Origin of the sequence: Actinoplanes hulinensis (assembly GCF_019429605.1) — a bacterium.
GTDB lineage: Bacteria > Actinomycetota > Actinomycetes > Mycobacteriales > Micromonosporaceae > Actinoplanes > Actinoplanes campanulatus.
Window position 1 is genome coordinate 23,586 of sequence record NZ_JAHXZI010000038.1, and the last position, 23,950, is coordinate 47,535.

Sequence of the window (23,950 nt, forward strand, 5' to 3'; positions counted from 1 at the left end):
CCTGCAAATGGATTCCGTTGACGGGCGGTAATGCCCGGTGGCAGATTCCAACTCGGAATCCGTCCCCAACGGTGCCCCCGCCGGAACATCCCCCACGCTGCACGTCCGCCGTAATTCAATGCGTTCGCGGACGGCTGCACCGCGCCCGGCGGGATCCATTTGCGACAAGGAGAATCCCCCCATGTCATCCCATCCACGGGCCCGCGGACTGCGCCGTTCACTCGGCGCCGCCGGACTCGCCGGCCTGGTCGCGGCCGGTGTCTTCGTCACAATCGGCACCGCCGAGGCGGCCACCCTGTTCTCCGCCGACTTCGAGTCCGGCAGCACCAGCGGGTGGTCGAAATCGGGCGGCACCTGGTCGGTGGTGAGCGACGGCACGCAGGTGTTCCAGCAGTCGGACAGCGGCAACACCAGGGCCCGGCAATTCGCCGGAACGACCTCGTGGACCAACTACTCGGTCCAGGCGAAGGTGAAGGCGACCGCGTTCAGTTCGACCTCCGGCGTGGTGGCGCTGACCGCCCGCGCCGCCGGGGCGACGAAGATGTACCGGCTGTCGCTGACCGGCGCCAACCGGGTTCAGCTGGAGACCATGAACGGCAGCAGCGTCACGGTGCTGGGCAGCCTGAGCCAGACCATTTCGGCGAGCACGTTCTACACGCTGAGGCTGACCGTCAACGGGACCACGATCAGCGGGTCGGTCAACGGCACGAGCGTCGGGTCGGCCACCGACAGCACCATCACGGCGGGCCGGATCGGGCTGCTCACCGAGTACGCGGCGGGCCGTTTCGACGACGTCCTGGTCGATGACGGGGTGTCCACGCCCACCTCCTCCCCCACGTCTTCGCCGTCCACCTCCACCTCCCCCTCACCGTCGGCCAGTTCCTCCCCGCCGCCGTCGAGCAGCGCCCTCTACGTGGCGCCGAACGGCACCGACAGCGCGGCCGGCACCGTGGCGGCGCCGACCACGCTCACCTCGGCGATCACCCGGATCGCCGCGGGCGGCACCATCTACCTGCGCGGCGGCACCTACGCGCACGCGTCGACGGTCACCATCGCGCCCGGCAACAACGGGTCGTCCGGTGCTGTGAAGACGATTTCCGCGTACCCCGGTGAAGTGCCGGTCTTGAACTTCTCGGCGCAGGCCGAGGACACCGCGGCCCGTGGTCTCGCCGTCAACGGCAACTACTGGCGGGTCTACGGCGTCGTCGTCGAGCGCGCCGGTGACAACGGCATCTTCGTGGGCGGCAGCAACAACGTCCTGGAGCGCACGATCACCCGGTACAACCGGGACACCGGTCTCCAGCTGTCCCGGATCGCGTCGGACACTCCGGCCGCCCAGTGGCCGGCGAACAACCTGATCCTCAGCGCCGAGTCGCACGACAACGCCGACTCCGACGGTGAGGACGCGGACGGCTTCGCGGCCAAGCTGACCGTCGGGCCGGGCAACGTCTTCCGGTACGCGGTCTCGCACAACAACATCGACGACGGCTGGGACCTCTACACCAAGACCGACACCGGGCCGATCGGCGTGGTGACCATCGAGGACTCGCTGGCCTACAACAACGGCACGCTCAGCGACGGCTCGCAGGCCGGCAACGGTGACCGCAACGGCTTCAAGCTCGGCGGCGAGGACATCGGCGTCAACCACATCGTGAAGCGGACCGTGGCCTACAAGAACGGCAAGCACGGGTTCACCTACAACAGCAACCCGGGTTCGATGACGATCGCCAACAACCTGAGCATCGACAACGCCGAGCGCAACTTCAACTTCGACGCCGGCACGTCGGTCTTCACCAACAACACCTCGTGCCGCGGCTCCAGCGGCACGAACGACCGCATCATCGGCACCGCCGGCAGCACCAACCAGTTCTGGTCCGGCACGAACGGCGCCCGGTGCGCGAACTTCACCGGCGCGCTGGCCTGGTCGTTCGCCTCCGACGGCCGCCTGGCCATCACCCTCGGCGGCAGGGCCGTCTCACTCTGATCGACTGACTCGCCCGCCTGCCACTTCCGGCAGGCGGGCGATTCCTTTTGTACGGGGGAGCCGCCATGCCGTTGAACGCCGCCCTGATCGACGTCTCCCGCGTACCTCGCTCAGGAGCGGGCGAACCAGATGACCAGCATGGCGGCCAGAAAGAAGAAGCCGGCGGCCGCGGTGACCGCGCCGACCAGGGTGCTCATGCTCGACTCCGACCACTCCGGACGCTGCGGGCCGGGCGCGGTCCACTCGCCGACGACGGTGAGCAGACGGTCGCCGGCCGCGCGCAGACGGCGGGTACGGTCCGCGCCGGGGGGCGGTTCGGTGGCCTCGTCGCTCACCGGCATCCCACTTCGGACATTCGACCGACCACCTCCGCGCGCTCTCCGTGAGTCAACGACCCATCTGCTCCCGCGGTGATGCGACACTCGTTCGTGCTGGTAACACGTTCGGACGGCGCTGGGGGATCGAATGGTTGAGGTGCGCGAGGCCGCGAAGGTCCTCTCTCAGGCGCGACGGGTGGTGGTGTTCACCGGCGCGGGGATCTCGGCGGAGAGCGGCGTGCCCACCTTCCGGGACGCGCTGACCGGCCTCTGGGAGCGCTTCGACGCCCAGGCACTGGCCACCCCGCAGGCCTTCCAGGACGACCCGGACCTGGTCTGGGGCTGGTACGAGTGGCGCCGCACCGTGATCCGCCGGGTCCACCCCAACCCCGGCCACGAGGCGGTCGCCGCCATCGAGGCGCGCACCCCGCGCAGTGTCGTGATCACCCAGAATGTGGACGACCTGCACGAACGTGCCGGGTCGGCAGGCCCGCTGCACCTGCACGGCAGCCTGTTCGAGCCGCGCTGCGCATCATGCGCCCGGTCCGCCCCGGTGCCCGGCGGCGAGGAGCCTTCGGAGGGCCGGCGGCTGGCCCCGCCGCGCTGCGAGCACTGTTCCGGCCCGGTGCGCCCGGGCGTGGTGTGGTTCGGCGAGGCCCTGCCGGAGCAGATCCTGGAGACGGCCGTCCAGGAGGCGACCGACTGCGACGTCCTGCTGACGATCGGCGCGTCCGGCCTGGTCTACCCGGCGGCCGAGATCCCGAAGGTGGCGGCCATGTTCGGCGGCACGGTGATCCAGGTGAACCCGCAGCCCACCCCACTGGACGCGGTCGCCGGCATCAACCTGCACGGCACCGCCGCCACCATCCTCCCGACCCTGGTCGCCGCAGCCTGGCCCGATCTTTCATAACTGCGGTTATCATAACTGTAGTTATGAAAGAGGTGGAGGGTGCTGGAACGACCCACGGAGATGTTCGACCGCGAGCGTGAATGGGCCGCACTGACCGAATTCGCGACCGACCCGCAGCCCGGTGCGCTGCTCGGCGTCGTCTCCGGGCGGCGTCGACAGGGCAAAACGTTCCTACTTCGCTCCCTGTGCCAGGCGACCGGCGGCTTCTACTTTCCGGCGGACGAGGCCGCTGACCGCGAGTCTCTCAATCAAATCGGGGCGCGCTTGGCGGAACATGTGGGCGCACCGGCACCCCTGGCCTTCGACAGTTGGCATCAGGCTATCGACGCGCTCCTCAGTATCGGGCGCGACCGGCGAATCCCGGTTGTGATCGACGAATTCCCCTACCTGGTCCGGGCCAACGCCCAAATTCCCTCGATCATTCAGAACGCCCTGGCTCCGCTCCGAGCGGAACGTGACCAGAGCAGATCCAGCATCCTGCTCTGCGGATCGGCGATGTCCTTCATGGGCCGGCTGCTCAGCGGCAACGCGCCGCTCCGTGGCCGGGCCGGTCTCGAACTGGTGGTTCCTACTCTCGATCACCAGCTCGCCGCTCAGTTCTGGGACATCGAGGACCACTCGACCGCACTGATGGCCAACGCCATCGTCGGTGGCACACCCGCCTACCGTCGCGAGTTCGCTCGCAACGACACCCCCTCCGGCCCGGACGACTTCGATGCCTGGGTGGTCCGCACCGTCCTCTCCCCGACCAGCCCGCTCTTCCGGGAGGCCCGCTATCTGCTCGCCGACGAGCCCGACCTGCGCGAATCGGGTCTCTACCACTCGGTCCTCGCGGCGATCGCCTCCGGAAACGCCCACCGCGGCGGTATCGCCTCCTATCTCGGCCGCAAAGCGGGCGATCTGGCCCACCCGCTGACGGTGTTGGAGGACTGTGGACTGGTCACCCGGGAGGCCGACGCCTTCCGGGAAAACCGGACCACCTTCCGGATCGCCGAGCCGCTGGTCGCGTTCTACCACGCGGTGATGCGCCCGATCTGGTCTGATCTGGAGCACACTCGCGACACCGGGCGGCTGTGGCAACGCAGCCGGCGCCGCTTCGTCAGCAACGTCCTGGGGCCGCATTTCGAGCAGGTCTGCCGCTACTGGACCCGGCACCTGGCCGGGCCCGAGGTGTTCGGCGACTACCCGAACCGGGTGAGCAGCGGCACCGTCAACGACCCGGCGAACCGGACCTCCCACGAGGTCGACGTCGCCGTGTACGGGCTCGACGACGACAACCGGCAGCCCCTGTTGGCGATCGGCGAGGCGAAGTGGGGCGACATCATGGGGCTGGGCCATATCGACCGGCTGCGCCGCATCCGTTCCCTGCTCATCGCCCAGGGCCGTCCCGGCGCCGAGTCAGCGCGCCTGGCCTGTTTCAGCGGCGCCGGGTTCACCGATGAACTGCGTACGGCCGCCACCGCGGACACCGGCATCGTCCTGATCGATCTGGCCACCCTCTATCGGGCGGGCTGAGGCAGGGGAAGGTCGCGGAGGGGGCCCTTGCGGACCTTGCCGGAGCCGGTTCTCGGGAGGTCGGTGACGATGTCGACGTACACCGGGATCTTGTATCTGGCCAGGCGCCCGGCCAGATGGGCCGGGATGTCGCCGGGGCTGAGGCCGGCGCCGGGGACCGGGACCACGAAGGCGCGGCCGACCTCGCCCCACTTCTCGTCGGGGACGCCGACGACGGCGGCCTCGGCGACCGCCGGATGTTCGAAGATGGCGGCCTCCACCTCGGCCGGGTAGACGTTCTCGCCGCCGGAGATGTACATGTCCTTGGTGCGGTCGACGATCCGGAAGTGGCCGTCCTCCCCCACGACGGCCAGGTCGCCCGAGCGGAACCAGCCGTCGGTGAAGGCGGCGGCGGTGGCGGCCGGGTCGTTCCAGTAGCCGGGGGTCACGTTCGGGCCGCGGACCAGCACCTCGCCGGGTTCGCCGGGTGGGGCCGGGGTGAGGTCGGGCCGCACGCAGCGGACGTCGGTGAAGAAGACCGGCAGGCCGGCCGATCCGACGTGGTCACGGCTCTCCCGCGCTTCCAGGAAGGTGGCGCCGGGCGCGGTCTCGGTCATCCCGTAGCCCTGGCAGAACGCGAGCCCCCGGTCCTGGTAGGTGCGGATCAGCGCCTCCGGCACGGCCGCGCCGCCGGTCATCAGGCAGCGCACCGAGGACAGGTCGGCGGTCGGCCAGCGCGGTGACCGGGAGAGGCCGGCGAACATGGTGGAGACGCCGAACATCCAGGTCACGCCGTACCGGGAGATGGCGTCGAAACAGCCGTCGACGTCCCATCCGGGCATGATCACCGAGGTGCCGCCCTTGAGGAACGTGGGCAGCAGGCACTGGTTGAGCGCCGCCACGTGGAAGAGCGGGGCGCTGAGAAGGGTGACCTCGTCGCCGGCGATGTCGACGCAGACGAGCAGGTTGTAGCAGTTCCACACCAGGTTGCCGTGGGTGAGCACGGCGCCCTTGGGGTGGCCGGTGGTGCCGGACGTGTAGAGGATGCATGCCACGTCGTCGAGCGTGACCGGTTCGTCGAAGCGCGCGAGATCTGCGAGAAAGTCCTCGTATCCGGAGAGTCCGACCTTGATCGGGACTTCGAAGGACACCGGCAGGGCGTGGATCAGCGCGACCGCCCCACTGTGCCGGAGTTGGTACTCGATCTCCGGCTCGGTCAGCCGGAAGTTCATCGGCACGAAGACCGCGCCGAGCGCCCAGGCCGCGAACATCGTCTCGACGAGGGACGGATGGTTCGGGCCGAGGTAGGCGACCCGGTCCCCGGGCCGAACCCCGGCGGCACGCAGGGCCGCGGCCAGGCGCGAGGTGCGTTCATGCAGTTGGGCGTACGTCGTACGCCGCTCCTCGAAGATCAGGGCGGTGCTGCCGGGCGACATGGCCGCCCGGCGGACCGGCCAGGACCCCAACCCCGCGTTGCGCATGTCCGGTCCTCTAGGCGTAGTGGCGGTAGACGGGGCGGGCGACGCAGGCGGGCTTGTCCTGGCCCTCGACCTCGACGGTGAAGTCGAAGACGCTCTGCACGCCGTTGCCGGCCACGTCGTCGACGCTGACCACGGTCGCGGCCAGCCGGATCCGGGAGCCGACCTTGACCGGGCTGGGGAAGCGCACCTTCTCCAGGCCGTAGTTGACGCCCATCGTGATGCCCTCGACCACGAGCAGTTCACTGAAGAGTGGGATGACCAGGGACAGGGTGAGGTAGCCGTGGGCGATCGGCGCGCCGAACGGGCCCTGCGCCGCCTTCTCCACGTCGACGTGGATCCACTGGTGGTCGCCGGTGGCGTCGGCGAACGTGTTCACCCGCTCCTGGGTGATCTCCAGCCAGGCGCTGCGGCCGAGGTCCTTGCCGGCCAGGGACTTGAGGCCGTCGAGGCCGTTCGCGGTGGTGGTCATGGGTTCTCCCGGAAGAGTAGGCGGGCTGCGTTGGTCTTCAGGATCTTGGGGCGGACCGTGTCCTTGAGGTCGAGCTTCCCGAAGTCGGCGAGCCACCGGTCCGGGGTGATCACCGGGTAGTCGGAGCCGAACAGCACCTTGTCCTGGAGCAGGCTGTTCGCGTACCGGACCAGTTGCGGTGGGAAGTACTTGGGTGACCAGCCGGACAGGTCGATGTGGACGTGCTCCTTGTGGGTGGCGACCGCGAGGGCCTCGTCCTGCCACGGGAACGACGGGTGCGCCAGGATGATCCGCAGGTCGGGGAAGTCCACGGCCACGTCGTCGACCAGCATCGGGTTCGAGTACCTGAGTCGGATCCCGCCGCCGCCGCGGACCCGGGCGCCGATGCCGGTCTGCCCGGTGTGGAACAGGGCGACCGCCCCGAGCTCATGGATCGTCTCGTAGAGCGGGTAGGCGATCGGGTCGTCCGGTGCGAAGCCCTGGATGCTGGGGTGGAATTTGAATCCCTTGACCCCGTAGTGCTCGACCAGGCGGCGGGCCTCGCGGGCGCCGGCCTTCCCCTTGTGCGGGTCGATGCTGGCGAACGGGATGAGCACGTCCGGGTGGGCCGCGCAGTCCTCGGCGATCTCCTCGTTCGGGATGGCCGGATGTCCGGTGGCGTGTTCGGCGTCGACCGTGAAGACGACCGCGGCCATCCTCCGCTCGCGGTAGTAGGCGGCCGTCTCGTCGATGGTGGGCTGCCGGTGGCCGTGCGCCTTGAAGTAGTCGGCGGACGCCCCGAGCAGGGCGGGACTCAGCGACGTGCGGCCGTCGCGGCCCACCTCGGCGTGCGTGTGCACGTCGATGGCGGTGAGCTCGTCGAGGTTCACCTCTTCGGCGCCGGGATGCCGTAGGTCTCCAGCGGGAAGTCCCACCCGGCGGCGATGGCCTCGGCCGTCCAGCCGCCCTCGGCGTACACAATGCTCTTCTCGCTGGGGTGCGCCCAGAGCGCGAGTTTGTCGCCGCCGATGCCGATCGCCTGGCCGGTGATGTCCTTCGAGGCGTCCGAGGCGAGGAAGGTGATCAGGCCGGTGACGTCCTCGACGGTGCCGAGGCCCTCGTCGTGGCGCATCCAGGCCGGGAACGGCTGCCCGGTCCGCCCGGCCTCCTCGATGGCCGGCCCGAACGCCGGGATCGTCCTGGTCATCTCGGTGGCAGCGATCGGGATGACCGCGTTGACGGTGATCTCGCTGCGGGCCAGTTCGAGGGCCCAGGTGCGGGCCATCGCGGCGATCCCGGCCTTGGCGGCCGCGTAGTTGGTCTGGCCGAAGTTGCCGCGCTGCCCGGCCGGGGAGCCGATCAGGATGATGCGGCCGCCTCCTGCCTGCTCGCGCATCCGGATCGCGGCGGCGCGGGCGCAGGTGAAGGTGCCGCGCAGGTGGACGTCGACGACCGCGTCGAAGTCCTCGTCGGTCATCTTCCAGAGGACCCGGTCGCGCAGGATGCCGGCGTTGGTGATCAGCACGTCGAGCCGGCCGAACGTCTCGACCGCGGTGGCGACCAGCTTCTCGGCGCTCGCGGTGTCACCGACCGTGGCCGCCACGCCGACCGTCCTGCCGCCGATCCCGGCGACCGCCGCGTCCACGACCGCCTGGTCCACGTCGTTGACCACGACCGCGGCGCCGGCCGCGGCGAGCGCCCCGGCATAGGCGAGACCGAGCCCTCGCCCGCTGCCGGTCACGATGGCGACCTTGCCATCCAGATCCATGCTCTTCAACCTCTCACGAATGTCCGGCCGCGCACAATCAACAGGATTCCTGTTCGTCCCGAGTTTTGATGACGATCAGGTTTCCTGTCAATGGGGTAATCTGGCGGCACCTGCGAGAGGAACCCGCCATGACGACCGGCCCATCCCTGCTCTACCTGGTCAAACAGCTCGAACTCGCGGTCCGCGCGAGCCTCGACGACCTGGTCCGCCCGGCCGGCGTCACCGCCCTGCAATACACGGCCCTCACCGTCCTGGAACGCCACGACGGCCTCTCCGCGGCCCAGCTCGCCCGCGACTCGTTCGTCACCGCCCAGTCGATGGCCGACATGGTCCGCGCCCTGGAGACCCGCGGCCTGATCCGCCGCGAACGCAACGCCGGCAACCGTCGCGAACTGCTCATCCGCCTCACCGGCGAGGGCCGTGCGCTGCTCGCCACGGTCGCCGCCGACGTCCGCGCCCTAGAGACGCGCATGCGGTCCACACTGACCGACGAGCAGGCTGCCGATTTCCGCCAGTCGCTCATCACGGCCTGGCAGTCACTCAATCCAGCCTGACCAGGTGGCCCGTGCGGCGCCGGCCGCCCGGTCAGGCTCCGGCCGCGTCCAGACGGGCCAGCTGTCCGGCGTCCAGCTTGACGTCGAGCGCGGGCACCAGATTCTCGAACTGCTCCGGCGTACGCGGCCCGATCAGCGGCACCACGGTCGGCGCCGTCTGGTGCAGGTGCCACGCCAGCACCGTCTGGTTGGGAGTCGCCCCGACCTCGGCGGAAACCTCGGCCAGCGCCGCCAGCCGGGCCTCACTGTCCGGACCGGTGTAGGACGCCATCATCCAGTGCCCGGCCCGGCGGGCCGCGTCGTCGTAGACACCCTTGAGGATCGGCGAGTAGGCGACCAGACCCAGGTCAGGGTGCTCGGTCAGGTAGTCCCACTGGTCGTCGTCGACGATCGACGCGTTCTCCAGGCCGGCCCGCCGCCGCAGGTAGGTGTGCTGCTGCTGCACGGCCACCGGGGCGGGCCAGCCGTACCTGTCGCACAGCTGCCGGATCCGCTCCAGCCGCCACGTCCGGACGTTCGACCAGCCGAGATACCGCACCTTGCCGGCGGCGACCAGCCCGGCCAGCGCTTCCAGGGTCTCCTCCAGCGGCGTCGTCCGGTCGTCGACGTGCACGTAGTAGAGGTCGACGTGGTCGGTGCCGAGCCGCTTCAGGCTGCCGTCCAGCGCGTGCCGCAGCGTGTCCCCGCCGGCGCCGGCGAAGGTGCGCCGGGCCAGCTCCCAGTCCGGGGTGCCGTCCGCCTGCCACAGATCGGGCGAGTAGGACGGCAGCGCGCTGCCCTTCGTGGCCAGGAAGATCTCGTCCCGGTTGCCGCGGTCACGCATCCAGCGCCCCAGCAGCTCCTCGCTCTCCCCGCCGCGGCTGCCCCGCCGCGACCACCACTCGTAGCAGTCCGCGGTGTCGACGAACGATCCACCCAGTTCCCGGTACCGGTCGAGAATCCGCGCCGACGACGCCTCGCCGGTGGCGTTGCCCATCTGCATGGCCCCGAGGGCGACGCTGCTGACCTGCTCTCCGGTCCGTCCCAGTTCGACAGTTGCGATTCTCGTTGCGCTCATGTGGACGACGCTATGACCTGGAGCGCGCTCCAGGTCAAACCCTCACCCGAGCGCCGAGGGTCGCCGCGGACATGGCGGCCACGGCCAGGAGGCCGGCGATCGGGGCGAACGCGAAGCCGTACCGGATCCCGTCGGAGACCAACGGGCCGGTGATCGCGGCACCCGCCGCGCTGCCCACCGTGAAGGCGGTGATGATCCACGCGAAGGCCTCGACCGCGGTGCCGGGCGGCGTGAGCCGGTCGGCCGCGAGGAAGACCGCGGTCAGCAGCGGCGGCAGCGACAAGCCTGACACCGCGAGCAGCGCCGCCATCAGCGCCGGGCCGGGAACCAGCAGCAACGGTACGAAGCCGGCCGCGAGCGCCGCGGCGGTCAGCGGCAGCCGCCCCGGCCCGCCCGGCGCGGCCCGCGTGTAGAACAGGCCGCCGATCAGCGCGCCGGCCGCCTGCGCGGCCAGCAGCCAGCCGCTCAGCGCACGGCTCCCGGCCGCCTCGGCATAGCCGGTGACGGCGACGGGCAGGCTTCCGACCGCCGCTCCCGCACAGATCACCCCGGCCACGATCACGACGAATCGGGGTACGCGCAGAGGCCCCGCCCAGTGCCGGGCCCCCGCCTCGCCCCGCCAGGTCCGCACCACCGGGGTCAGCGCGAACCCGGCCACCCCGGCGATCTGCAGCACCGCGGCGGCGAGCAGCCCCGCGGGCGGCCCGGCGAACCCGACCGCGGCGAGCGTCACCAGCGGCCCGGTCACGTAGATGACCTCCTGCACCGCGAGGTCCAGCGAGTACGCGGCCGCCACGTTCTCCGCCGGAACCAGGTTCGGCCAGAGTGCCCGCAGGCAGGCCTCCAGCGGCGGCGTCCCGAAGCCGGCGCCCACCGCCCCGGCCAGCATGATCGGCATGCTGTGCCCGCTGGCGGCGACCACCACGAAACCGGCGCCGGACAGCACCGCCGACCCCCACAGCACCGGCGGCTGCCGCCATCGGTCGACGATCCGGGCCAGCAGGGGCGCGCTCACCGCCATCCCGGCCGTGTAGGCGGCCACGACCAGGGCGGCGAGCGTGAGCCCGTGCTCCTCACGGGCGAAGAGCAGCAGGGCCAGCGGTGCGGCGGCCATCGGCAGGCGGCCGGTCTGGCTGAAAACCAGAAGCCGGCGTACGAACGGGGCGCGCAGGACGGTCCGCAGACCGGACGGCGCGGAAACGGCAGAGGACATGACGGATCGCTCCCGAAATCCGAGGGGTAATGGGCGCGTCAGGACCGTCGAGCGGTCCGGCGCCGATCAGGGAGCGAAGTCGGCCCGGTCGTGATCGTTGCCATAGAGCGGCAGGTCAGGCGTGATCCACCGCGCATAGGCGGCGGCGATGGCCTCGACCGGGATCACACCTGCACCCTACAGGCGGCGGAGGACGCAGACGACCTTGCCGAGGATCACCGCGCTGTCGGCCGGGATGGGGGCGTAGGCCGGGTTCCGGGGCAGGAGCTCGGCGTGCTCACCGGTGTGGTGGAAGACCTTGACGGTGGCCTCGCCGTCGAGCATGGCCGCGACGATCTCACCGTTCTCGGCGACCGGCTGCTTGCGGACCACGACCACGTCGCCGTCGCAGATCGCGGCCTCGACCATGGAGTCGCCCTTGACGTTCAGGGCGAACAGGGTGCCGCTGCCGACCATGCCGGCCGAGACGGTCAAATAGTCCTCGACGTGCTCCTCGGCCAGGATCGGGGCGCCGGCGGCGATGGCGCCCAGCACCGGGACGGTCACCACTTGGTCGGCGCTCTGGGTGCCCGCGGCGGGGCGCAGCTCGACCGCCCGGGAGTTGTTGGGCTGGCGACGGATCAGGCCGTGCTTCTCCAGGACCCTGAGCTGGTAGGACACCGAGGACGGGGAGACCAGGCCGACGGCCGCGCCGATCTCGCGGACGGTGGGTGGGTAGCCACGCTCGCGGACCGAATCGCGGATCACCGCGAGGATGCGCAGCTGCCGGGTGGTCAGTGGCGGCTGCCCGGGATTGATCGGGGGCTGATCTGCACCGCTGTCGATGCTCATTGCCGCACCTTACCCCATGATTAGATCAGATGTACGAACCGTGACCGGTTTCCGCCCGTTCGGGGGACGCCCGGCCCGACCCGATGACCGATGCCGATCATGTCGCCGGGCGTGAAGATTTTCGGATGCCGAGCATCTGGGAGTACGCGGACCAGGTCGCGGCGGGCGACACCGGCCTCTGGCAGGCCGCGACCCGGCGGGCCGCCATCCTGCTCGCGCCGACACATCCGGTGATCTCGCTGCCGTACCGCATGCCGGTGCACCAGGTCCTGGTGCAGACGACGGCGCTGGTGGTCTACGGCCGCACCCGGACGGCCGGAACTCCCGGCCACGTGGTGACCGGATTCGAACTCGCCGCGTGGGTGGCCGAGCACGTCCTGCCCGGTCCGGACGCCGGGCCCGGAGCGGTGGCGACCGCGGTCCGGCGGCAGCTCGACTGCATCGCCGGGATGCTCCGCTCGACCGGCCATCACGTGCCCGAGCCGGGTCCGCGGGCACTGCACCGCTACTCCCCCGACCCGGTGGTACGCCTGTGGCACGACCTCGCCGACGTCGACGACGCGCCCGGCCTCGGTGGTTTCCCCCTGCTCTGCCTCGGCGTGGCCGCCATGTCCGACACCTTCGGCCCCGCCATCGTCTGACGATCTCCCCGGCTGGCTTTGGGGGCTGTTTCGGGCCCCTCGAAACAGCCCCCACAGCCAGCCGGACCACCGATCTCAGCCCGGCGGGCGCGTCGCGGGATCGAGTGGCAATTGGTCGCGTGGCGCCGGCGGAACGGGCGGAGTGTGGTCGGGGGCGGCGTCGTCCGTACCGGGCAAGGGGCTTGATTTTCGGATCGTCGGGCTGATCGTCGCGGCAATCGCTGTGGTCAGCATGATCGCGGAGAGTGCGCCGATCGCGCCGACCGGGCCGACGGCGGTGAGCAGGACGCCCGCGCCGAGGGAAGCGATCGGCATGACACCCCAGGTCAGCGTGTTGGCGGCGCTCATCACGCGGCCGAGCAGCTCGTTGGGGACCGTGATGCTGGCGTAGGTGAGGATCATGACGTTCCAGATCGGGCCGACGAAGGCGGTCAGGGCGCCGATCGCGCCGATCTGCCAGGGGCTGGACGCCCACGCGAAAAGGGGTAGAAGGACAGACCAGATCCAGTACGTGCCGATGAGCACCACACGGAGCGACAGCCGGCTGTGGACACGCGCGGCGATCAGGGCGCCGAGCAGGCCGCCGACGCTGTAGAGGCCCAGCATCAGGCCGATCCGCGCGGGGGTGGCGCCGTGATCGCCGGCGTGAACCACCAGGACCAGGATCAGGGCCTGGAAGACCAGGTTGCTCACCGCGATGAGCAGCAGTGACGCGCGGATGAAGCGGTTGCGCCAGACGTAGCGGAGGCCGGTCAGGGCGGAGGTCCACAGGGGTTCGGCGGGGCCGCGGGCCGCCGGGCGCAGGTCGCGGCGCAGGAAGAGGATGCTGACCGCGGCCAGCAGGTAGGAGATGCCGTCGACCAGGAACGGGAGTGCCCGGTCGACCGTGAAGAGGAAGCCGCCCAGCGGTGGGCCGGCCAGGGTGACGCCGCGGCTGCGGGCCTCGTTGGTGGCGAACGCGGTGGCCAGTTGGCCCGGTGGCACCACCATCGGCAGGGCGGCGTGTTCGGCGAGTTCGAAGAAGACGAGACACAGTCCCTGTACGAAGACGACAGCGCACATCTGGGCGACCGTGAGCACGCCGGACCAGATGGCCAGAGGTACGGTCAGCAGCGCCACGGCGGCGACGAGTTCGCTGGCCAGGAGGATGCGGTGGCGGTTCCAGCGGTCGACCAGCGGGCCGGCGGGCAGGCTGGCGATCAGGTGCGGGAGGGTGCCGGCGGCCCCGACCAGGCCGGCGTCCAGTGGGGAGCCCGTGGCGGCCAGCACCAGCAGGGGTGTGGCGGTCGCGCTGATCCGGGCGCCCAGGGTGGAGATGACCTGGCCGGTCCAGAGCGCGGTGAAGTCACGGTTGCGGCGCAGCGGGGTCATGACGGCGTGGGGAACGCGTTGAAGAGCACGGTGATCGGCCGGGCGTCCGCGGGGGCGGTGGCCGGGTCGCGGATCCAGCGGGAGGCGAAGGCGATGTACTCCTCGCCGAACTCGGCCAGTTCGTCGGCGGTGAGCCTGGTGTTGCTGAACGAGTTCATGGCGGCCTCCGCGAAGGCGCCGAAGGACTCCCGGTTCGCCAGGTAGGTGATCAGGTCGTGTTGTGCCTGCTCGAACCACTGGCGGCCGATCGCCTCGGCGGCGGTGGTGACCTCGGGGTCCTCGGCGGTGCGCGGGAGCCGCAGGTCGAGCGGGACGGCCCGCCAGTAGCGGCGGCGGCCGGCGGAGCGCTCGGTGTCCTCCTCGACGAAGCCGAAGCGCTCCAGTTGGCGCAGGTGGTAGCTGGTGGCGCCGCGGTCGGCGTCGAACGCGGTGGCCAGGTCGGCGGAGGTGGCGGGTCCGAAACGGTTCAGGTGGGTGAACATCCGCTGCCGGAGTGGGTGGGCCAGGGCCTTGAGGGAATCGATGTCGGTGAGTTCGCGTCGCACGAATGAGAAGGTATCTATGCAAAGACTTCTTCTCAAGGGACTGTCAGTGCGAAGTCGGTTTCAGTTGTCCTCGCCTCCAACCGCGATCTTGGACGTTTCCCCGCCCCCACGAGCCTTCTTCTTGGGTGTTTGCGGTTCTACGTCAAGCGCCCGGTCGGGCGAATCGCCGATTGGGGGCCGCCGTCCGCCGCGCTTGGTGGAAATGCGGCTTTCGCCGGAGTTAGGCGACCGTTTCGCCCGCTTTGCATGCCAAGGTTTGGCGATCTTGGATGATTCGCCCGCTTTGCACGCCGAGGTTAGGCGATCTTGGACGATTTGCCACCCACAAGAGCCTTCTTTTTGGCTGCCCGCGGCCGAGTCCGCAATCCCTCGCCGTAGGACGTGTCACCCGGAGCATTCTTGAACGATTTACCACCGCTGTGGGTGGCCAATCGTTCAAGATCGCATAACGTTGGCATCCAAAGCGGGCGAAACGGGCGCCTGATTCCGACCAAAGACCCATTTCAGCCTGGTGCGGTGGCCTGCGGCCCCATTCGGCGATTCGCCCGACCGGGCGCTTGACGTAGAACCGCAAACACCCAAGAAGAAGGCTCAAGACGGTGGCAAATCGTTCAAGGTCGCTCCGGGTGACGCGTCCGCTGGCGAGGGATTGCGGATTCGGCCGTGGGCGGCCAAGAAGGAGACTCCCACGGGTGGCCGATCCCCCAAGATCGCGCCTGGCGCGATGGCGACTCTCGCGAAGCACCCCGCCGCCGCGCGATCTTGGACGTTCTGCCACCTCGGGAAGTGGTCAATCGTCCAAGATCGGGGCCGGAGCAGGCAGCGAGCACGCGCCGACCGGACGGGACGGCCATGATCAGGCGGGGACGAGGTCACGCGTACCGCAAAAGGAGCGACACGCGGCCTTGACCACGAAGGGTCTCTAGCGGACGAAGAGCAGGAACAGTCCGGCCCAGGTGCAGCCGATCATGAAGAGCACCATCGGGAACTCGTCGGCCAGGACGGCGAGCAGCGGGCGGCCGGGATGCTCGGCCAGGGCACGGTCGTGGGCCACGATCACGCCTACGGCGTGTCCGATCAGGATCAGAGCGATCTGTACGGCGGAGATCAGTGGCGGGGACGGGGTGATCGTCGCGGTGGTGTCCGAACCCGCCAGCAGGAGAAGGCCGCGCGGGCCCTCGGTGATCAACAGGGACAGGTAGTGGGCGAGGGTGTAGCCGGCCGCGATCGGGATCAGCGACATGGTCACGTCCAGGCGGCCCGCGGTCCAGCGGACCGCCAGGAAGACCGATAAGCAGAGGAGTACGAGGCCCGCGGTCCCCGAGAGCAGAGGGGAGCCCAGGTTCCGGGTCAGTGTGGTCCAGGCCGGGGAGGACGAGGCGCTGTCGAAGACGGTCGAGCCCCACCAGACGGCGATGAAGGCGGCCGGACCGGCGGTGGCCAGCGACTGGCGGGACCGCGTCGAGACGGCGACCCCAGCCGCCGCGCTCGGTGCCGGAGCCTCGGCCGCGCCCGGCATCGGGACCGAATTCGCAGGCGCAACCGACGTCGGGACCGGGCTCACGGGTGTGGCCGACGTCGGCTCGCCAGTTGTGGGGCCGGCGAGGCCGGAGAGGAGCGGGCGCCAGCGGAAGGGGCTCAGGCGGCCGGCCAGGTCGGAGTAGACCTCGAAGCTGTCGCCGCGGGCGAACCACTCCTCACCGCGGAGGGTGGCCAGGAGGAGTTGGCTCACGGCGTACGCCAGAAGGAAGAGACCGACCGCGACCGGATCGCCGTGATGGGGCACCACCAGCTCGAACCAGACGAACGCCAGGAGGAACGCGGCCGCCGGCCAGGCGGAGGCGGAGGTGCCGGGCGGAAGCGGGCGCAGCCCGCGACGTGGGAGGCCGAGCAGGGTGAAGAGGGTGCGCAGCGGGTTGACCGTCCGCCAGACCGGGCCGACGATCATGCTGACCGGCACCAGGCCCACCCAGAGCAGGACGAACAGGGCGTGCGGGGCGGGGTTCTCCGGGCCGCGCGGGCCGACGACGGCGTAGCCGGTGACGTAGAGGGCCAGCAGGAGGACCGGGTAGCGCAGGTAGTGGCCGATGCCGAGGGAGCGTGGCACGGATGGTTTGAGGCGTGGTTCGCGCCACCAGAGGCCGGCGATCAGGAAGGACAGCACGAGGGTCGCGGCTCCGGCCTGCAACACCAGATCGAGCGGAAGCGGCAGGTCCGCTGACTCCCCCACGCCGTGCGCGAGCGGCAGGTCCGCTGACTCCCCCACACCGTGCGCGAGCGGCAGGTCCGCTGACTCCCCCACACCGTGCACGAGCGGCAGGTCCGCGGGAGCCGTGATGCTGTGCCCGACCGGCGGCTTCACGGACGCGCCCAGGCTTGGAGTCACACTGTTTCCTCGGCTCTGCGGGCCAGGTCGCGCAGCACGCCGGCGCCGGCGACCGCGACGCCCGCGCCGAGGCCGAGCGCCAGGACGACCAGGATGCGTTCGAGGTCGGCGGGACCGGCGAACGGCAGGACCGCACGGTGGAACGAGGTCACGTCGGGCAGGACGAACACCGCGGTCAGGGCCGCTCCCCCGCAGACCGCGAGAAGCCCGGCGGCACGGCCGCGCAGGGCGGTCACCGCTCCGCCGATGATCAGCGGCCAGGCGAGGAGGTTGATCCCGGCGGCGCTCAGGAAGGTTCCGGCGAGTGGCGCGGATTCGACGGCCAGGGTGGATCCGGTCACGTGCACGATCGAGGACAGTGCGGCGACACCGCCCGCGGCGGCCAGCAGCAGGTCGGCGCGGCGCAGCCTCCGGGCGAGAAGCACGAGCGCGGCGCCGGTGAGCGCGGCGGCGGCCCACCACCCGACCACGGGTGGGCGCTCTTCCCCGATCAGTACGCCGTCAACGGTGACCGGGGTGCCGTTCGCGTCCAGGGTGATCGTCCAGGGGATGGTCTCGCCCGCCGCGACGGTACGGCCGTCGGGCGTGGCGGCTTCGTCGGCCCAGGTGTGTTCGGCGCCGGGCGCGACGGTGACCCCGCCCGGGATCGTCACCGGTCCGGTGGTGCCGTTGCGCAGGCGGAGCCGGGCGCCGTCCTCGATCGCGGCGACCTCCAGCCCCGTCACGGCCGGGCTGACGGAGACGACGCTGCCGCGGGAGTCGGTGGCGGTGAGACCGCCGGCGTGCGCGGCCGCCGGCCCGCCGGTCACCGCCAGCAGACCGGCGACCATAAAAAGCACGGAGAAGAGCCGGGCGATCCGCCGCGCAGCGGAAGACTGGCGGGCGGTGAGCGGATGGCGATGCGGTGGGGTCACTCGGCGAGACGGTGGATGCTGCGGGCGACGAGCACGGTGCCCACCCCGGTGAAGGCGGTCAGGACCATCAGCCCGCTCACCATGTGGATGTTGAAGCCGGTGGTGCCGGTCTGGATCTTGCCGACCAGCAGCACGGCGCCCCACACGGCCGGCGGCGTGATCAGGCCGAAGAGGATCCAGCGGACGTTGGCGCCGAGCCGGACCAGCGGGTTCACGGCGCGCAGCACGATCTCCAGGGCGATCGCGGCGGCGGCCACGGTCAGCGCCGGCCACCAGGCACGCTGCGAGTCGAACATCAGGTGCATGAAGACGGCGATCAGGCTGACCAGCGCGGCCGGCAGCCCGAGCGGCAGCGGCCAGCGGCGGCCGATGGCGAGGAAGGGCACGAGCAGCAGGACGGTGCTGAACAGGTAGCCGTGCACGAGCTGCGCGTCGGGCGAATACACCGGCACCGGGTCGAGGTCGGCGCCCAGGTGGCGGAAGCCGAGGGCGGTGGCGTGCAGCGAGTAGATGTGCACCGGCAGGGCCGCGAACAGGGTGGAGGTGCCGACGAGGAAGCCGTCGGCGAGGCCGAGCCGGTCGCCCGGGTTGGCGGCGAGCATCAGCGTCGGGCCCATGGCGACCAGCACCATGCCGAGGATGATGAACTCGTGGCTGGGGCTCACGAAGATCTCCATGCCCTCCTCGATGCCCCAGATGTTGTGCCAGAGCGTGTCGACACCGCCGCCGACCAGGAGGAACGCCATGCCGGCGAGCGGGATGCGCAACGCGTTGGGCAGGGCCAGAACACTCTGGTACGTGGGGATGCCGGGCAGCCGCGAGCGCATGATCCACAGCAGGGTGAAGCCGGAGGCAGCGATGCCGGAGTAGAGCACGCCGTGCCACGGCGTCCAGAAGGTCTCCAGCTCCGGGGTGGTGGCGTGGGCGTACGCGTCCAGTTGCAGCCCGATGACCAGCCATGCGCTGGCGACCAGCAGGATCCACCGCTCGCGCGCACTGAATGTCACGGTGGGCGTTTCCACCGGCACTGCCCGTTCCACGGACGTTGTCACGATCGCTCCCCCTCTGATCGACTCGGCGACCGTAACCTACATCGCTGTCGTTACATGGTTCGATCAGACGCCGGACGATGCGACGAGGATCGCCGGCGGAGGCCTCCTACGATCTCGCGGGCGGACACGCCGGGCAGATCGCGGTGGAGCCGTGGTCGCCCGGTTACGGCGGATAGTGTCGGGTCATGACCGAACCCGTGACGCACACCCTCGAGGTTCCCGGCGCGGTTCTGCGCTACGACGTCCGTGAGCCGGACACCCCGGCCACCGCTCTCCCGCTGTTGTTGATCGGCTCGCCGATGGACGCCTCCGGCTTCGTCACCCTGGCCGGCCACTTCACCGACCGGACCGTCATCACCTACGACCCGCGCGGCACCGGCCGCAGCGTTCGCACCGATCCGGCGCCGGAGTCGACGCCGGAGCAGCACGCCGACGACGTACGCCGGGTGATCGAGGCGGCCGGCGGCGGCCCGGTCGACCTGTTCGCCAGCAGCGGCGGCGCGGTCAACGCGCTGGCCCTGGTGGCCGCGCGTCCCGGCCTGGTCCGGGTGCTGGCCGCCCACGAACCGCCGACGACGCGGCTGCTGGACGACCACGAGACCGCGGTGGCCGCGGTCAACGGCATCCGCGAGCTGTACCAGAAGTCGGGCCTGGGCCCGGCGATGGTCAAGTTCATCGAGATCGTCTCGTTGAAGGGCCCGGTCCCGGCCGACTTCGTCTCGCGTCCCGGCCCCGCCCCGGCCGCCTTCGGCCTGCCCGCCGACGACGACGGCTCCCGCGACGACGTGCTGCTCGGCCAGAACCTGGTGACCTGCTGCCTGTACGAGCCGGACTTCGACGCCCTGCGCGCCGCGTCGACCCACATCGTGATCGGGGTGGGCGCCGAGTCCACCGACGAACTGGCCCACCGGGCCGGCCTCGCGGTCGCCGGCCGTCTCGGCCTCGAACCCACCGTCTTCCCGGGCAACCACGCCGGCTTCCTCGGCGGCGAATTCGGCCAGCACGGCGACCCGGGCCCGTTCGCCGCCACCCTCCGCGACACCCTCGACCGTTCCTGATCAGGCAACCTGCTGGAGGTCGTCACCGTAGAGCGTGGCGACCTCGTTTACGTCGGCTCGGGACCCTGCTTCTCCTCAGCTAGGTGGCATGCTTCGGTCAGCGCGCGCTCCTTCGCCAGGGCCTCGTCGTCGCCGTCGTGCAACTGCGCCCGAATGTCGTCCCAGTCGTGAAACTCGGTCACGGCCAGCCCACCTTCGTCAGCCGGAAAACCTTCATGGTCAAGGTCCGCGCCCACGGTTCCCAGACGTCACTCAGCGCGTCCGCTGGCCCGGCCTCGTGGAGAATCCGAGGCTCTCCAGAGCCTTCTTCCTGGGTGTTCGCGATTCCAGGTCAAGCGCCCGGTCGGACGAATCACTGAATAGGGGCGCCGTCCGCCGCGCTAGGCAGAAATGAGGCTTTCGCCGGAAACAGGCGACCGTTTCGCCCGCTTTGCCCACCACCGTTGTGCGATCTTGAACGATTTTCCACCCGCAACGGTGGCAAATCGACCAAGATCGCTCCGGGCAACGGGTCCTGCTGGCGAGGGATTGCGGATTCGGCTGAGTCTGGCCATGGCTGGACAGCCGCCGGAAAGTGATGGTCACGGCTGGGTGAGTGGTGGTGGGCCGGCCGGGTGGGCCGGCGGTTTGCGGGTGCCGGTCAGGCGGGTGGTGGCGGTTCGGATGGCCGGGACCAGGCCTCGGGGCAGGTAGAGGACGCAGACGATCAGGACGACGGCGTAGACGGCGTAGGAGAGGACGGCCGGGGCGTAGCCGGGCATGCCCGGCTGGGTGCCCAGGGTGTTGAGCAGTTGCACCAGCAGGACGATCACGGTGGCGCCGACCAGCGGGCCGGCAATCGTGCCCAGACCGCCGACCACCGCCATCACCACGAACTCGATGGACAGCAGCACCGGGAACGAGCCGGGCGCCAGATATCCCAGGTAGAAGGCGTAGACGCCACCGGCCAGGCCGGCGAAGGCGGCGGACAGGGCGAACACGGCGAGCCGGTAGCCGCCGATCGCCACACCGCTGGCCGCGGCGGCCGTCTCGCTCGTGGCGGCGGCGCGCATGCCGCGGCCCGCGCGGGACTCGATCACGTTGCGCGCGATCAGCACGGCGACCATCAGGACGAACCCTGCGGCGTACGCGTAACCGAGGTCCTCACGCAGTTCGAAGCCGCCGATCGAGAACCGTGGGATGCCCTGGAGGCCGATCGCGCCGCCCGCCCAGTCGGCCTGGGCGAGCAGTGACAGCAGGATGAGCTGTACCGCCAGGGTGGCGAAGGCCAGGTGGTGGCCGCGTAGCCGGAGCAGTGGCGCCCCGAGCAGGGTGGCCGCGACCGCCGCGATCACCGGGGCGGCGAGCAGCCCGAGCAGGGGCGGGACTCCGTGGACGGCGAGCAGGCCGGCCGCGTACGCCCCGATCGCGTAGAAGGAGGCCTGTCCCAGCGAGACCTGTCCCGCGTACCCCATCAACAGTGAGACGCCGACGGTGACCGTCGCGGCGAGCGCGAGCAGCACGAACGTCGCTAGATGCCGTTCCGGGAGGAGCGGCGGCAGCAGGGTGAGCACCGCGAGCAGCAGTCCGGCCGGGATCCACCGCCTCATCGGGCGGACTCCGCGACCGGGCCGGTGCGGGCCCCCTGGACGATCATGACGATGAGCATGAGCACGAGGGCCACCTCCACCTGGTAGGCGCCGCCGCCGTAGCCGGCGGCCAGGGTCTGTGCGACGCCGAGCAGGAGCCCGCCGGCGAGGGCGATCACCGGCCGGGTGAGGCCGCCGAGGACGGCGGCGGCGAAACCGTTGACGATCAGGGCGACGTCACTGTCGAACGTGACCTGCTGCACGGGTGTGGTGAGCACTCCGGCGAGGCCGCCGAGGGCGCCGCCGATGGTGAAGGCGAGCAGGCCCATCCGGCGTACGTCGATGCCGACGACCTGGGCGGCGTAGCGGTTGGAGGCGCAGGCGGACAGCGCCCGGCCCAGGTCGGTGCGGGTGAAGAACCAGGCCATCAGGGCGAAGACCGGCGCGGTCACCGCGATGATCAGCAGGTAGTGGGCCTGGAGCCGGGCGCCGGCCAGGTCGGCCACGCCGGGCACGCCCGGGTAGGAGCGTGGCTGGTCTCCCCAGATCAGGATCTCGACGGCGTACGCGAGCACGCCCAGTCCGAGGGTGACGATGAGCGAGGTTCCGGGGCTGGTGCCGGGGCGCCCGATCGCGACGGCGCCGACGATGAGGCCGGTGAGTGCGCCGAGCGTGACGCCGCCGAGTTCGGCGAGGCCGTGCGGGACGCCGGCGCCGAGCAGGGAGGCGGCCAGCATGGCGGCGAGCACGGCGAACGCGCCCTGGGCGAAGTTGACCACCCGGGTGACCCGGTAGATCGCCACGAGCCCGCTGGCGACCAGCGCGAACCCGGCCCCGATACCGAGCCCGGTGACCAGGTATCCGATGAGGTCGCTCATGTCGTCCCCTCTTCAGCCGGCTGCCAGGGCTGTCTCGACGGCGTTGAGACAGCCCTGAGCGCCAGCCGGGTTCTCATCGGGTCACCTCGATGTGGCCGCCCAGGTAGGCGGCGGCGACGCGGGGGTCGCGGGCCAGGTCGGCGGCGCGGCCGTGCAGGGCGATCCGGCCGGCTTCCAGGACGTAGGCGCGGTCGCACAGGTCGAGGGCGAGGCGGGCGTTCTGTTCGATGAGCAGGACGGCGAGGCCGCGGTCGGTGTTGAGGGCGCGCAGATGGTCGACGAGGGTGGTGACGATCAGCGGGGCGAGGCCGAGGCTGAGTTCGTCGATGACCAGGATGTCGGGGCGGGCCATCAGGGCGCGGCCGATGGCGACCATCTGCTGCTGTCCGCCGGAGAGCGTGCCGGCCCTGCGGGTGCGGATGCCGGCGAGTTCGGGCAGCAGTTCGTAGGCGCCCGTGGTGTCGCGCCCGCCGCGGCCGTTGCGCCAGCCGCCGAGGCGCAGGTTGTCGTCGACGGTGAGGTCGCCGAACATCTCGCGGCCCTCGGGGACCTGGGCGAGGCGGCCGGTGACGGTGATCGTGCCGGAGTCCGGCCGGAGCAGCCCGGAGAGGGCTTTGACCAGGGTGGACTTGCCGGCTCCGTTTGCGCCGATGAGGGCGACCATCTCGTGTTCGTGGACGGTCAGGTCGACGCCGTCGAGGGCGGTGGCGCCGGAGTACCGGACGGTCAGGGCACGGGTCTCGACGACGGGGGTCACGGGTGGACCTCTCTTTCGCCGGATCGTGGCGCGGGTGTCCGTACCGTCGCGGGGTCGGTCTTGATCTGGGGGTCTTCGGCCGTCGGGCCCAGGTAGGCGGCGATGACCCGGGGGTCGGCGCGGACCTCGGCGGGGGCGCCTTCGGCGATGACCCGGCCGAGGTCGAGGACGGTGATCCGGTCGGCGAGGCGCATCACGAAGGCGACGTCGTGTTCGACCAGGAGGATGGTGAGGCCTTCGGCGCGCAGGTCGGCGATGAGGGTGGCGAGGTGTTCGCGTTCGGCGGCGCGCAGTCCGGAGGCGGGTTCGTCGAGCAGCAGCAGGCGGGGCTTGCCGCAGAGGGCGCGGGCGAGTTGCAGGGCGCGCTGCTGGCCGAGGGGGAGTTCCTCGGCGGGGCGGTGTGCCCAGGCGGCGAGGCCGGTGCGGTCGAGGCAGGCGAGCGCGCGGTCCCGGATGTGGCGTTCCTCGCGGTGGTGGCCGGGCAGGCGCAGGGCGGCCGAGAGGAAGCCGGACCGGGTGGTGGCGTGCGCGCCGACCATGACGTTCTCGAGGGCGGTCATGCCGTGGAAGGTGCGGGCGGCCTGGAAGACGATGCCGACGCCGCGGGTGGCGCGGCGGTGGGCGGGGAGGCGCTCGACGGGTTCGCCGTCGAGCGCCACGCTGCCGGTGTCGGGGGCGAGCTGGCCGCCGATCAGGGCGAACAGCGTAGACGTTCCCGCGCCG

General features: G+C 70.9%; 24 protein-coding genes. 6 read left to right on the top strand and 18 right to left on the bottom strand.

Going from position 1 to position 23,950, the window contains the following annotated elements; all coding sequences use genetic code 11:
* Nucleotides 1-181 precede the first annotated feature (181 nt).
* Nucleotides 182-1,984 carry a right-handed parallel beta-helix repeat-containing protein gene (locus KZ829_RS41160; RefSeq protein ID WP_220149261.1) on the top strand — a complete coding sequence of 601 codons (1,803 nt, stop codon included), beginning with the start codon at nucleotides 182-184 and terminating at the stop codon, nucleotides 1,982-1,984.
* A 110-nt stretch (nucleotides 1,985-2,094) separates the two neighbouring features.
* On the opposite strand, the gene KZ829_RS41165 is transcribed toward KZ829_RS41160, so the two are convergent.
* On the bottom strand, nucleotides 2,095-2,319 hold the full coding sequence (locus tag KZ829_RS41165) for a hypothetical protein (RefSeq protein ID WP_220149262.1): 225 nt from the start codon (nucleotides 2,317-2,319) through the stop codon (nucleotides 2,095-2,097).
* A 130-nt stretch (nucleotides 2,320-2,449) separates the two neighbouring features.
* Here KZ829_RS41165 and KZ829_RS41170 point away from each other — a divergent pair, with 130 nt between their 5' ends.
* A complete protein-coding gene (locus KZ829_RS41170; protein WP_220149263.1) occupies nucleotides 2,450-3,211 on the top strand; it encodes an SIR2 family NAD-dependent protein deacylase in 762 nt (253 codons plus the stop codon).
* A 366-nt stretch (nucleotides 3,212-3,577) separates the two neighbouring features.
* Nucleotides 3,578-4,726, top strand: a complete 1,149-nt coding sequence (locus KZ829_RS41175; RefSeq protein WP_246637110.1) for an AAA family ATPase — start codon at nucleotides 3,578-3,580, stop codon at nucleotides 4,724-4,726.
* Here the strand turns inward: KZ829_RS41175 and KZ829_RS41180 are convergent.
* Genes KZ829_RS41180 through KZ829_RS41195 form a run of 4 tightly spaced genes read right to left on the bottom strand, consistent with a single transcriptional unit; the run spans nucleotide 4,711 to nucleotide 8,402 of the window.
* Nucleotides 4,711-6,186, bottom strand: a complete 1,476-nt coding sequence (locus KZ829_RS41180; RefSeq protein ID WP_220149264.1) for an acyl-CoA synthetase — start codon at nucleotides 6,184-6,186, stop codon at nucleotides 4,711-4,713. The two genes, KZ829_RS41175 and KZ829_RS41180, sit on opposite strands and share 16 nt — an antisense overlap.
* Nucleotides 6,187-6,196: 10 nt before the next feature.
* The gene (locus KZ829_RS41185; protein WP_220149265.1) at nucleotides 6,197-6,655 is read right to left on the bottom strand and encodes a MaoC family dehydratase; all 459 of its coding nucleotides are present in this window, start codon (nucleotides 6,653-6,655) and stop codon (nucleotides 6,197-6,199) included.
* Nucleotides 6,652-7,569: an amidohydrolase family protein gene (locus KZ829_RS41190; protein ID WP_372454025.1), complete on the bottom strand. Its 918-nt coding sequence runs from the start codon at nucleotides 7,567-7,569 to the stop codon at nucleotides 6,652-6,654. Before KZ829_RS41190 ends, KZ829_RS41185 begins: the two co-directional genes overlap by 4 nt.
* Complete coding sequence (locus tag KZ829_RS41195; RefSeq protein WP_220149266.1) at nucleotides 7,521-8,402, bottom strand: SDR family oxidoreductase; 882 nt, start codon at nucleotides 8,400-8,402, stop codon at nucleotides 7,521-7,523. The genes KZ829_RS41190 and KZ829_RS41195 overlap by 49 nt, the downstream gene beginning before the upstream one ends.
* 128 nt (nucleotides 8,403-8,530) lie before the next feature.
* On the opposite strand from KZ829_RS41195, the gene KZ829_RS41200 reads away from it, so the two are divergent.
* Nucleotides 8,531-8,956 carry a MarR family winged helix-turn-helix transcriptional regulator gene (locus KZ829_RS41200; protein ID WP_220149267.1) on the top strand — a complete coding sequence of 142 codons (426 nt, stop codon included), beginning with the start codon at nucleotides 8,531-8,533 and terminating at the stop codon, nucleotides 8,954-8,956.
* Between the two features lie 31 nt (nucleotides 8,957-8,987).
* On the opposite strand, the gene KZ829_RS41205 is transcribed toward KZ829_RS41200, so the two are convergent.
* The 3 genes from KZ829_RS41205 to lexA form a co-directional block, all read right to left on the bottom strand.
* Nucleotides 8,988-10,013 carry an aldo/keto reductase gene (locus KZ829_RS41205; protein WP_246637111.1) on the bottom strand — a complete coding sequence of 342 codons (1,026 nt, stop codon included), beginning with the start codon at nucleotides 10,011-10,013 and terminating at the stop codon, nucleotides 8,988-8,990.
* Between the two features lie 34 nt (nucleotides 10,014-10,047).
* Nucleotides 10,048-11,226: an MFS transporter gene (locus KZ829_RS41210; protein WP_220149268.1), complete on the bottom strand. Its 1,179-nt coding sequence runs from the start codon at nucleotides 11,224-11,226 to the stop codon at nucleotides 10,048-10,050.
* Between the two features lie 177 nt (nucleotides 11,227-11,403).
* Nucleotides 11,404-12,057, bottom strand: coding sequence for a transcriptional repressor LexA (lexA, locus tag KZ829_RS41215; protein ID WP_220149269.1), 654 nt, complete (start codon nucleotides 12,055-12,057; stop codon nucleotides 11,404-11,406).
* A 125-nt stretch (nucleotides 12,058-12,182) separates the two neighbouring features.
* On the opposite strand from lexA, the gene KZ829_RS41220 reads away from it, so the two are divergent.
* Entirely contained in the window at nucleotides 12,183-12,698 is a 516-nt protein-coding gene (locus KZ829_RS41220; RefSeq protein ID WP_220149270.1) for a hypothetical protein, read from the top strand.
* A 75-nt stretch (nucleotides 12,699-12,773) separates the two neighbouring features.
* Here the strand turns inward: KZ829_RS41220 and KZ829_RS41225 are convergent, their stop codons facing one another.
* The 5 genes from KZ829_RS41225 to KZ829_RS41245 all read right to left on the bottom strand — a co-directional run bounded on the left by KZ829_RS41225 (nucleotide 12,774) and on the right by KZ829_RS41245 (nucleotide 18,921).
* Nucleotides 12,774-14,069 carry an MFS transporter gene (locus tag KZ829_RS41225; RefSeq protein WP_220149271.1) on the bottom strand — a complete coding sequence of 432 codons (1,296 nt, stop codon included), beginning with the start codon at nucleotides 14,067-14,069 and terminating at the stop codon, nucleotides 12,774-12,776.
* Nucleotides 14,066-14,614: an ArsR/SmtB family transcription factor gene (locus tag KZ829_RS41230; protein ID WP_220149272.1), complete on the bottom strand. Its 549-nt coding sequence runs from the start codon at nucleotides 14,612-14,614 to the stop codon at nucleotides 14,066-14,068. The genes KZ829_RS41225 and KZ829_RS41230 overlap by 4 nt, the downstream gene beginning before the upstream one ends.
* A 922-nt stretch (nucleotides 14,615-15,536) precedes the next feature.
* Nucleotides 15,537-17,000, bottom strand: a complete 1,464-nt coding sequence (locus KZ829_RS41235) for a hypothetical protein (protein ID WP_220149273.1) — start codon at nucleotides 16,998-17,000, stop codon at nucleotides 15,537-15,539.
* Complete coding sequence (locus tag KZ829_RS41240; protein WP_308285882.1) at nucleotides 16,997-17,914, bottom strand: hypothetical protein; 918 nt, start codon at nucleotides 17,912-17,914, stop codon at nucleotides 16,997-16,999. The genes KZ829_RS41235 and KZ829_RS41240 overlap by 4 nt, the downstream gene beginning before the upstream one ends.
* A complete protein-coding gene (locus KZ829_RS41245; protein WP_308285883.1) occupies nucleotides 17,911-18,921 on the bottom strand; it encodes a hypothetical protein in 1,011 nt (336 codons plus the stop codon). Before KZ829_RS41245 ends, KZ829_RS41240 begins: the two co-directional genes overlap by 4 nt.
* Nucleotides 18,922-19,151: 230 nt before the next feature.
* Here KZ829_RS41245 and KZ829_RS41250 point away from each other — a divergent pair, with 230 nt between their 5' ends.
* Complete coding sequence (locus KZ829_RS41250; protein ID WP_220149275.1) at nucleotides 19,152-20,024, top strand: alpha/beta fold hydrolase; 873 nt, start codon at nucleotides 19,152-19,154, stop codon at nucleotides 20,022-20,024.
* Between the two features lie 47 nt (nucleotides 20,025-20,071).
* Here the strand turns inward: KZ829_RS41250 and KZ829_RS44340 are convergent, their stop codons facing one another.
* From KZ829_RS44340 to KZ829_RS41275, 5 genes are all read right to left on the bottom strand, one after another.
* Nucleotides 20,072-20,206 carry a hypothetical protein gene (locus KZ829_RS44340; protein WP_281428366.1) on the bottom strand — a complete coding sequence of 45 codons (135 nt, stop codon included), beginning with the start codon at nucleotides 20,204-20,206 and terminating at the stop codon, nucleotides 20,072-20,074.
* A 399-nt stretch (nucleotides 20,207-20,605) separates the two neighbouring features.
* A complete protein-coding gene (locus tag KZ829_RS41260; RefSeq protein WP_220149276.1) occupies nucleotides 20,606-21,613 on the bottom strand; it encodes a branched-chain amino acid ABC transporter permease in 1,008 nt (335 codons plus the stop codon).
* A complete protein-coding gene (locus KZ829_RS41265; protein ID WP_220149277.1) occupies nucleotides 21,610-22,470 on the bottom strand; it encodes a branched-chain amino acid ABC transporter permease in 861 nt (286 codons plus the stop codon). The genes KZ829_RS41260 and KZ829_RS41265 overlap by 4 nt, the downstream gene beginning before the upstream one ends.
* A 73-nt stretch (nucleotides 22,471-22,543) precedes the next feature.
* On the bottom strand, nucleotides 22,544-23,227 hold the full coding sequence (locus KZ829_RS41270; protein WP_220149278.1) for an ABC transporter ATP-binding protein: 684 nt from the start codon (nucleotides 23,225-23,227) through the stop codon (nucleotides 22,544-22,546).
* The coding region (locus KZ829_RS41275) for an ABC transporter ATP-binding protein (protein WP_220149279.1) at nucleotides 23,224-23,950 on the bottom strand (727 nt) is incomplete at its 5' end. The genes KZ829_RS41275 and KZ829_RS41270, both read right to left, overlap by 4 nt.

Excerpts from the sequence above, each read along its gene's own strand:
- KZ829_RS41260 (WP_220149276.1), bottom strand. The coding sequence starts at position 21,613 with ATGAGGCGGTGGATCCCGGCCGGACTGCTGCTCGCGGTGCTCACCCTG.
- KZ829_RS41180 (WP_220149264.1), bottom strand. The coding sequence starts at position 6,186 with ATGCGCAACGCGGGGTTGGGGTCCTGGCCGGTCCGCCGGGCGGCCATG.
- KZ829_RS41185 (WP_220149265.1), bottom strand. The coding sequence starts at position 6,655 with ATGACCACCACCGCGAACGGCCTCGACGGCCTCAAGTCCCTGGCCGGC.
- KZ829_RS41210 (WP_220149268.1), bottom strand. The coding sequence starts at position 11,226 with ATGTCCTCTGCCGTTTCCGCGCCGTCCGGTCTGCGGACCGTCCTGCGC.
- KZ829_RS41160 (WP_220149261.1), top strand. The coding sequence starts at position 182 with ATGTCATCCCATCCACGGGCCCGCGGACTGCGCCGTTCACTCGGCGCC.
- KZ829_RS41225 (WP_220149271.1), bottom strand. The coding sequence starts at position 14,069 with ATGACCCCGCTGCGCCGCAACCGTGACTTCACCGCGCTCTGGACCGGC.
- KZ829_RS41265 (WP_220149277.1), bottom strand. The coding sequence starts at position 22,470 with ATGAGCGACCTCATCGGATACCTGGTCACCGGGCTCGGTATCGGGGCC.
- KZ829_RS41170 (WP_220149263.1), top strand. The coding sequence starts at position 2,450 with ATGGTTGAGGTGCGCGAGGCCGCGAAGGTCCTCTCTCAGGCGCGACGG.
- KZ829_RS41200 (WP_220149267.1), top strand. The coding sequence starts at position 8,531 with ATGACGACCGGCCCATCCCTGCTCTACCTGGTCAAACAGCTCGAACTC.
- lexA (WP_220149269.1), bottom strand. The coding sequence starts at position 12,057 with ATGAGCATCGACAGCGGTGCAGATCAGCCCCCGATCAATCCCGGGCAG.
- KZ829_RS41250 (WP_220149275.1), top strand. The coding sequence starts at position 19,152 with ATGACCGAACCCGTGACGCACACCCTCGAGGTTCCCGGCGCGGTTCTG.
- KZ829_RS41205 (WP_246637111.1), bottom strand. The coding sequence starts at position 10,013 with ATGAGCGCAACGAGAATCGCAACTGTCGAACTGGGACGGACCGGAGAG.
- KZ829_RS41220 (WP_220149270.1), top strand. The coding sequence starts at position 12,183 with ATGCCGAGCATCTGGGAGTACGCGGACCAGGTCGCGGCGGGCGACACC.
- KZ829_RS41195 (WP_220149266.1), bottom strand. The coding sequence starts at position 8,402 with ATGGATCTGGATGGCAAGGTCGCCATCGTGACCGGCAGCGGGCGAGGG.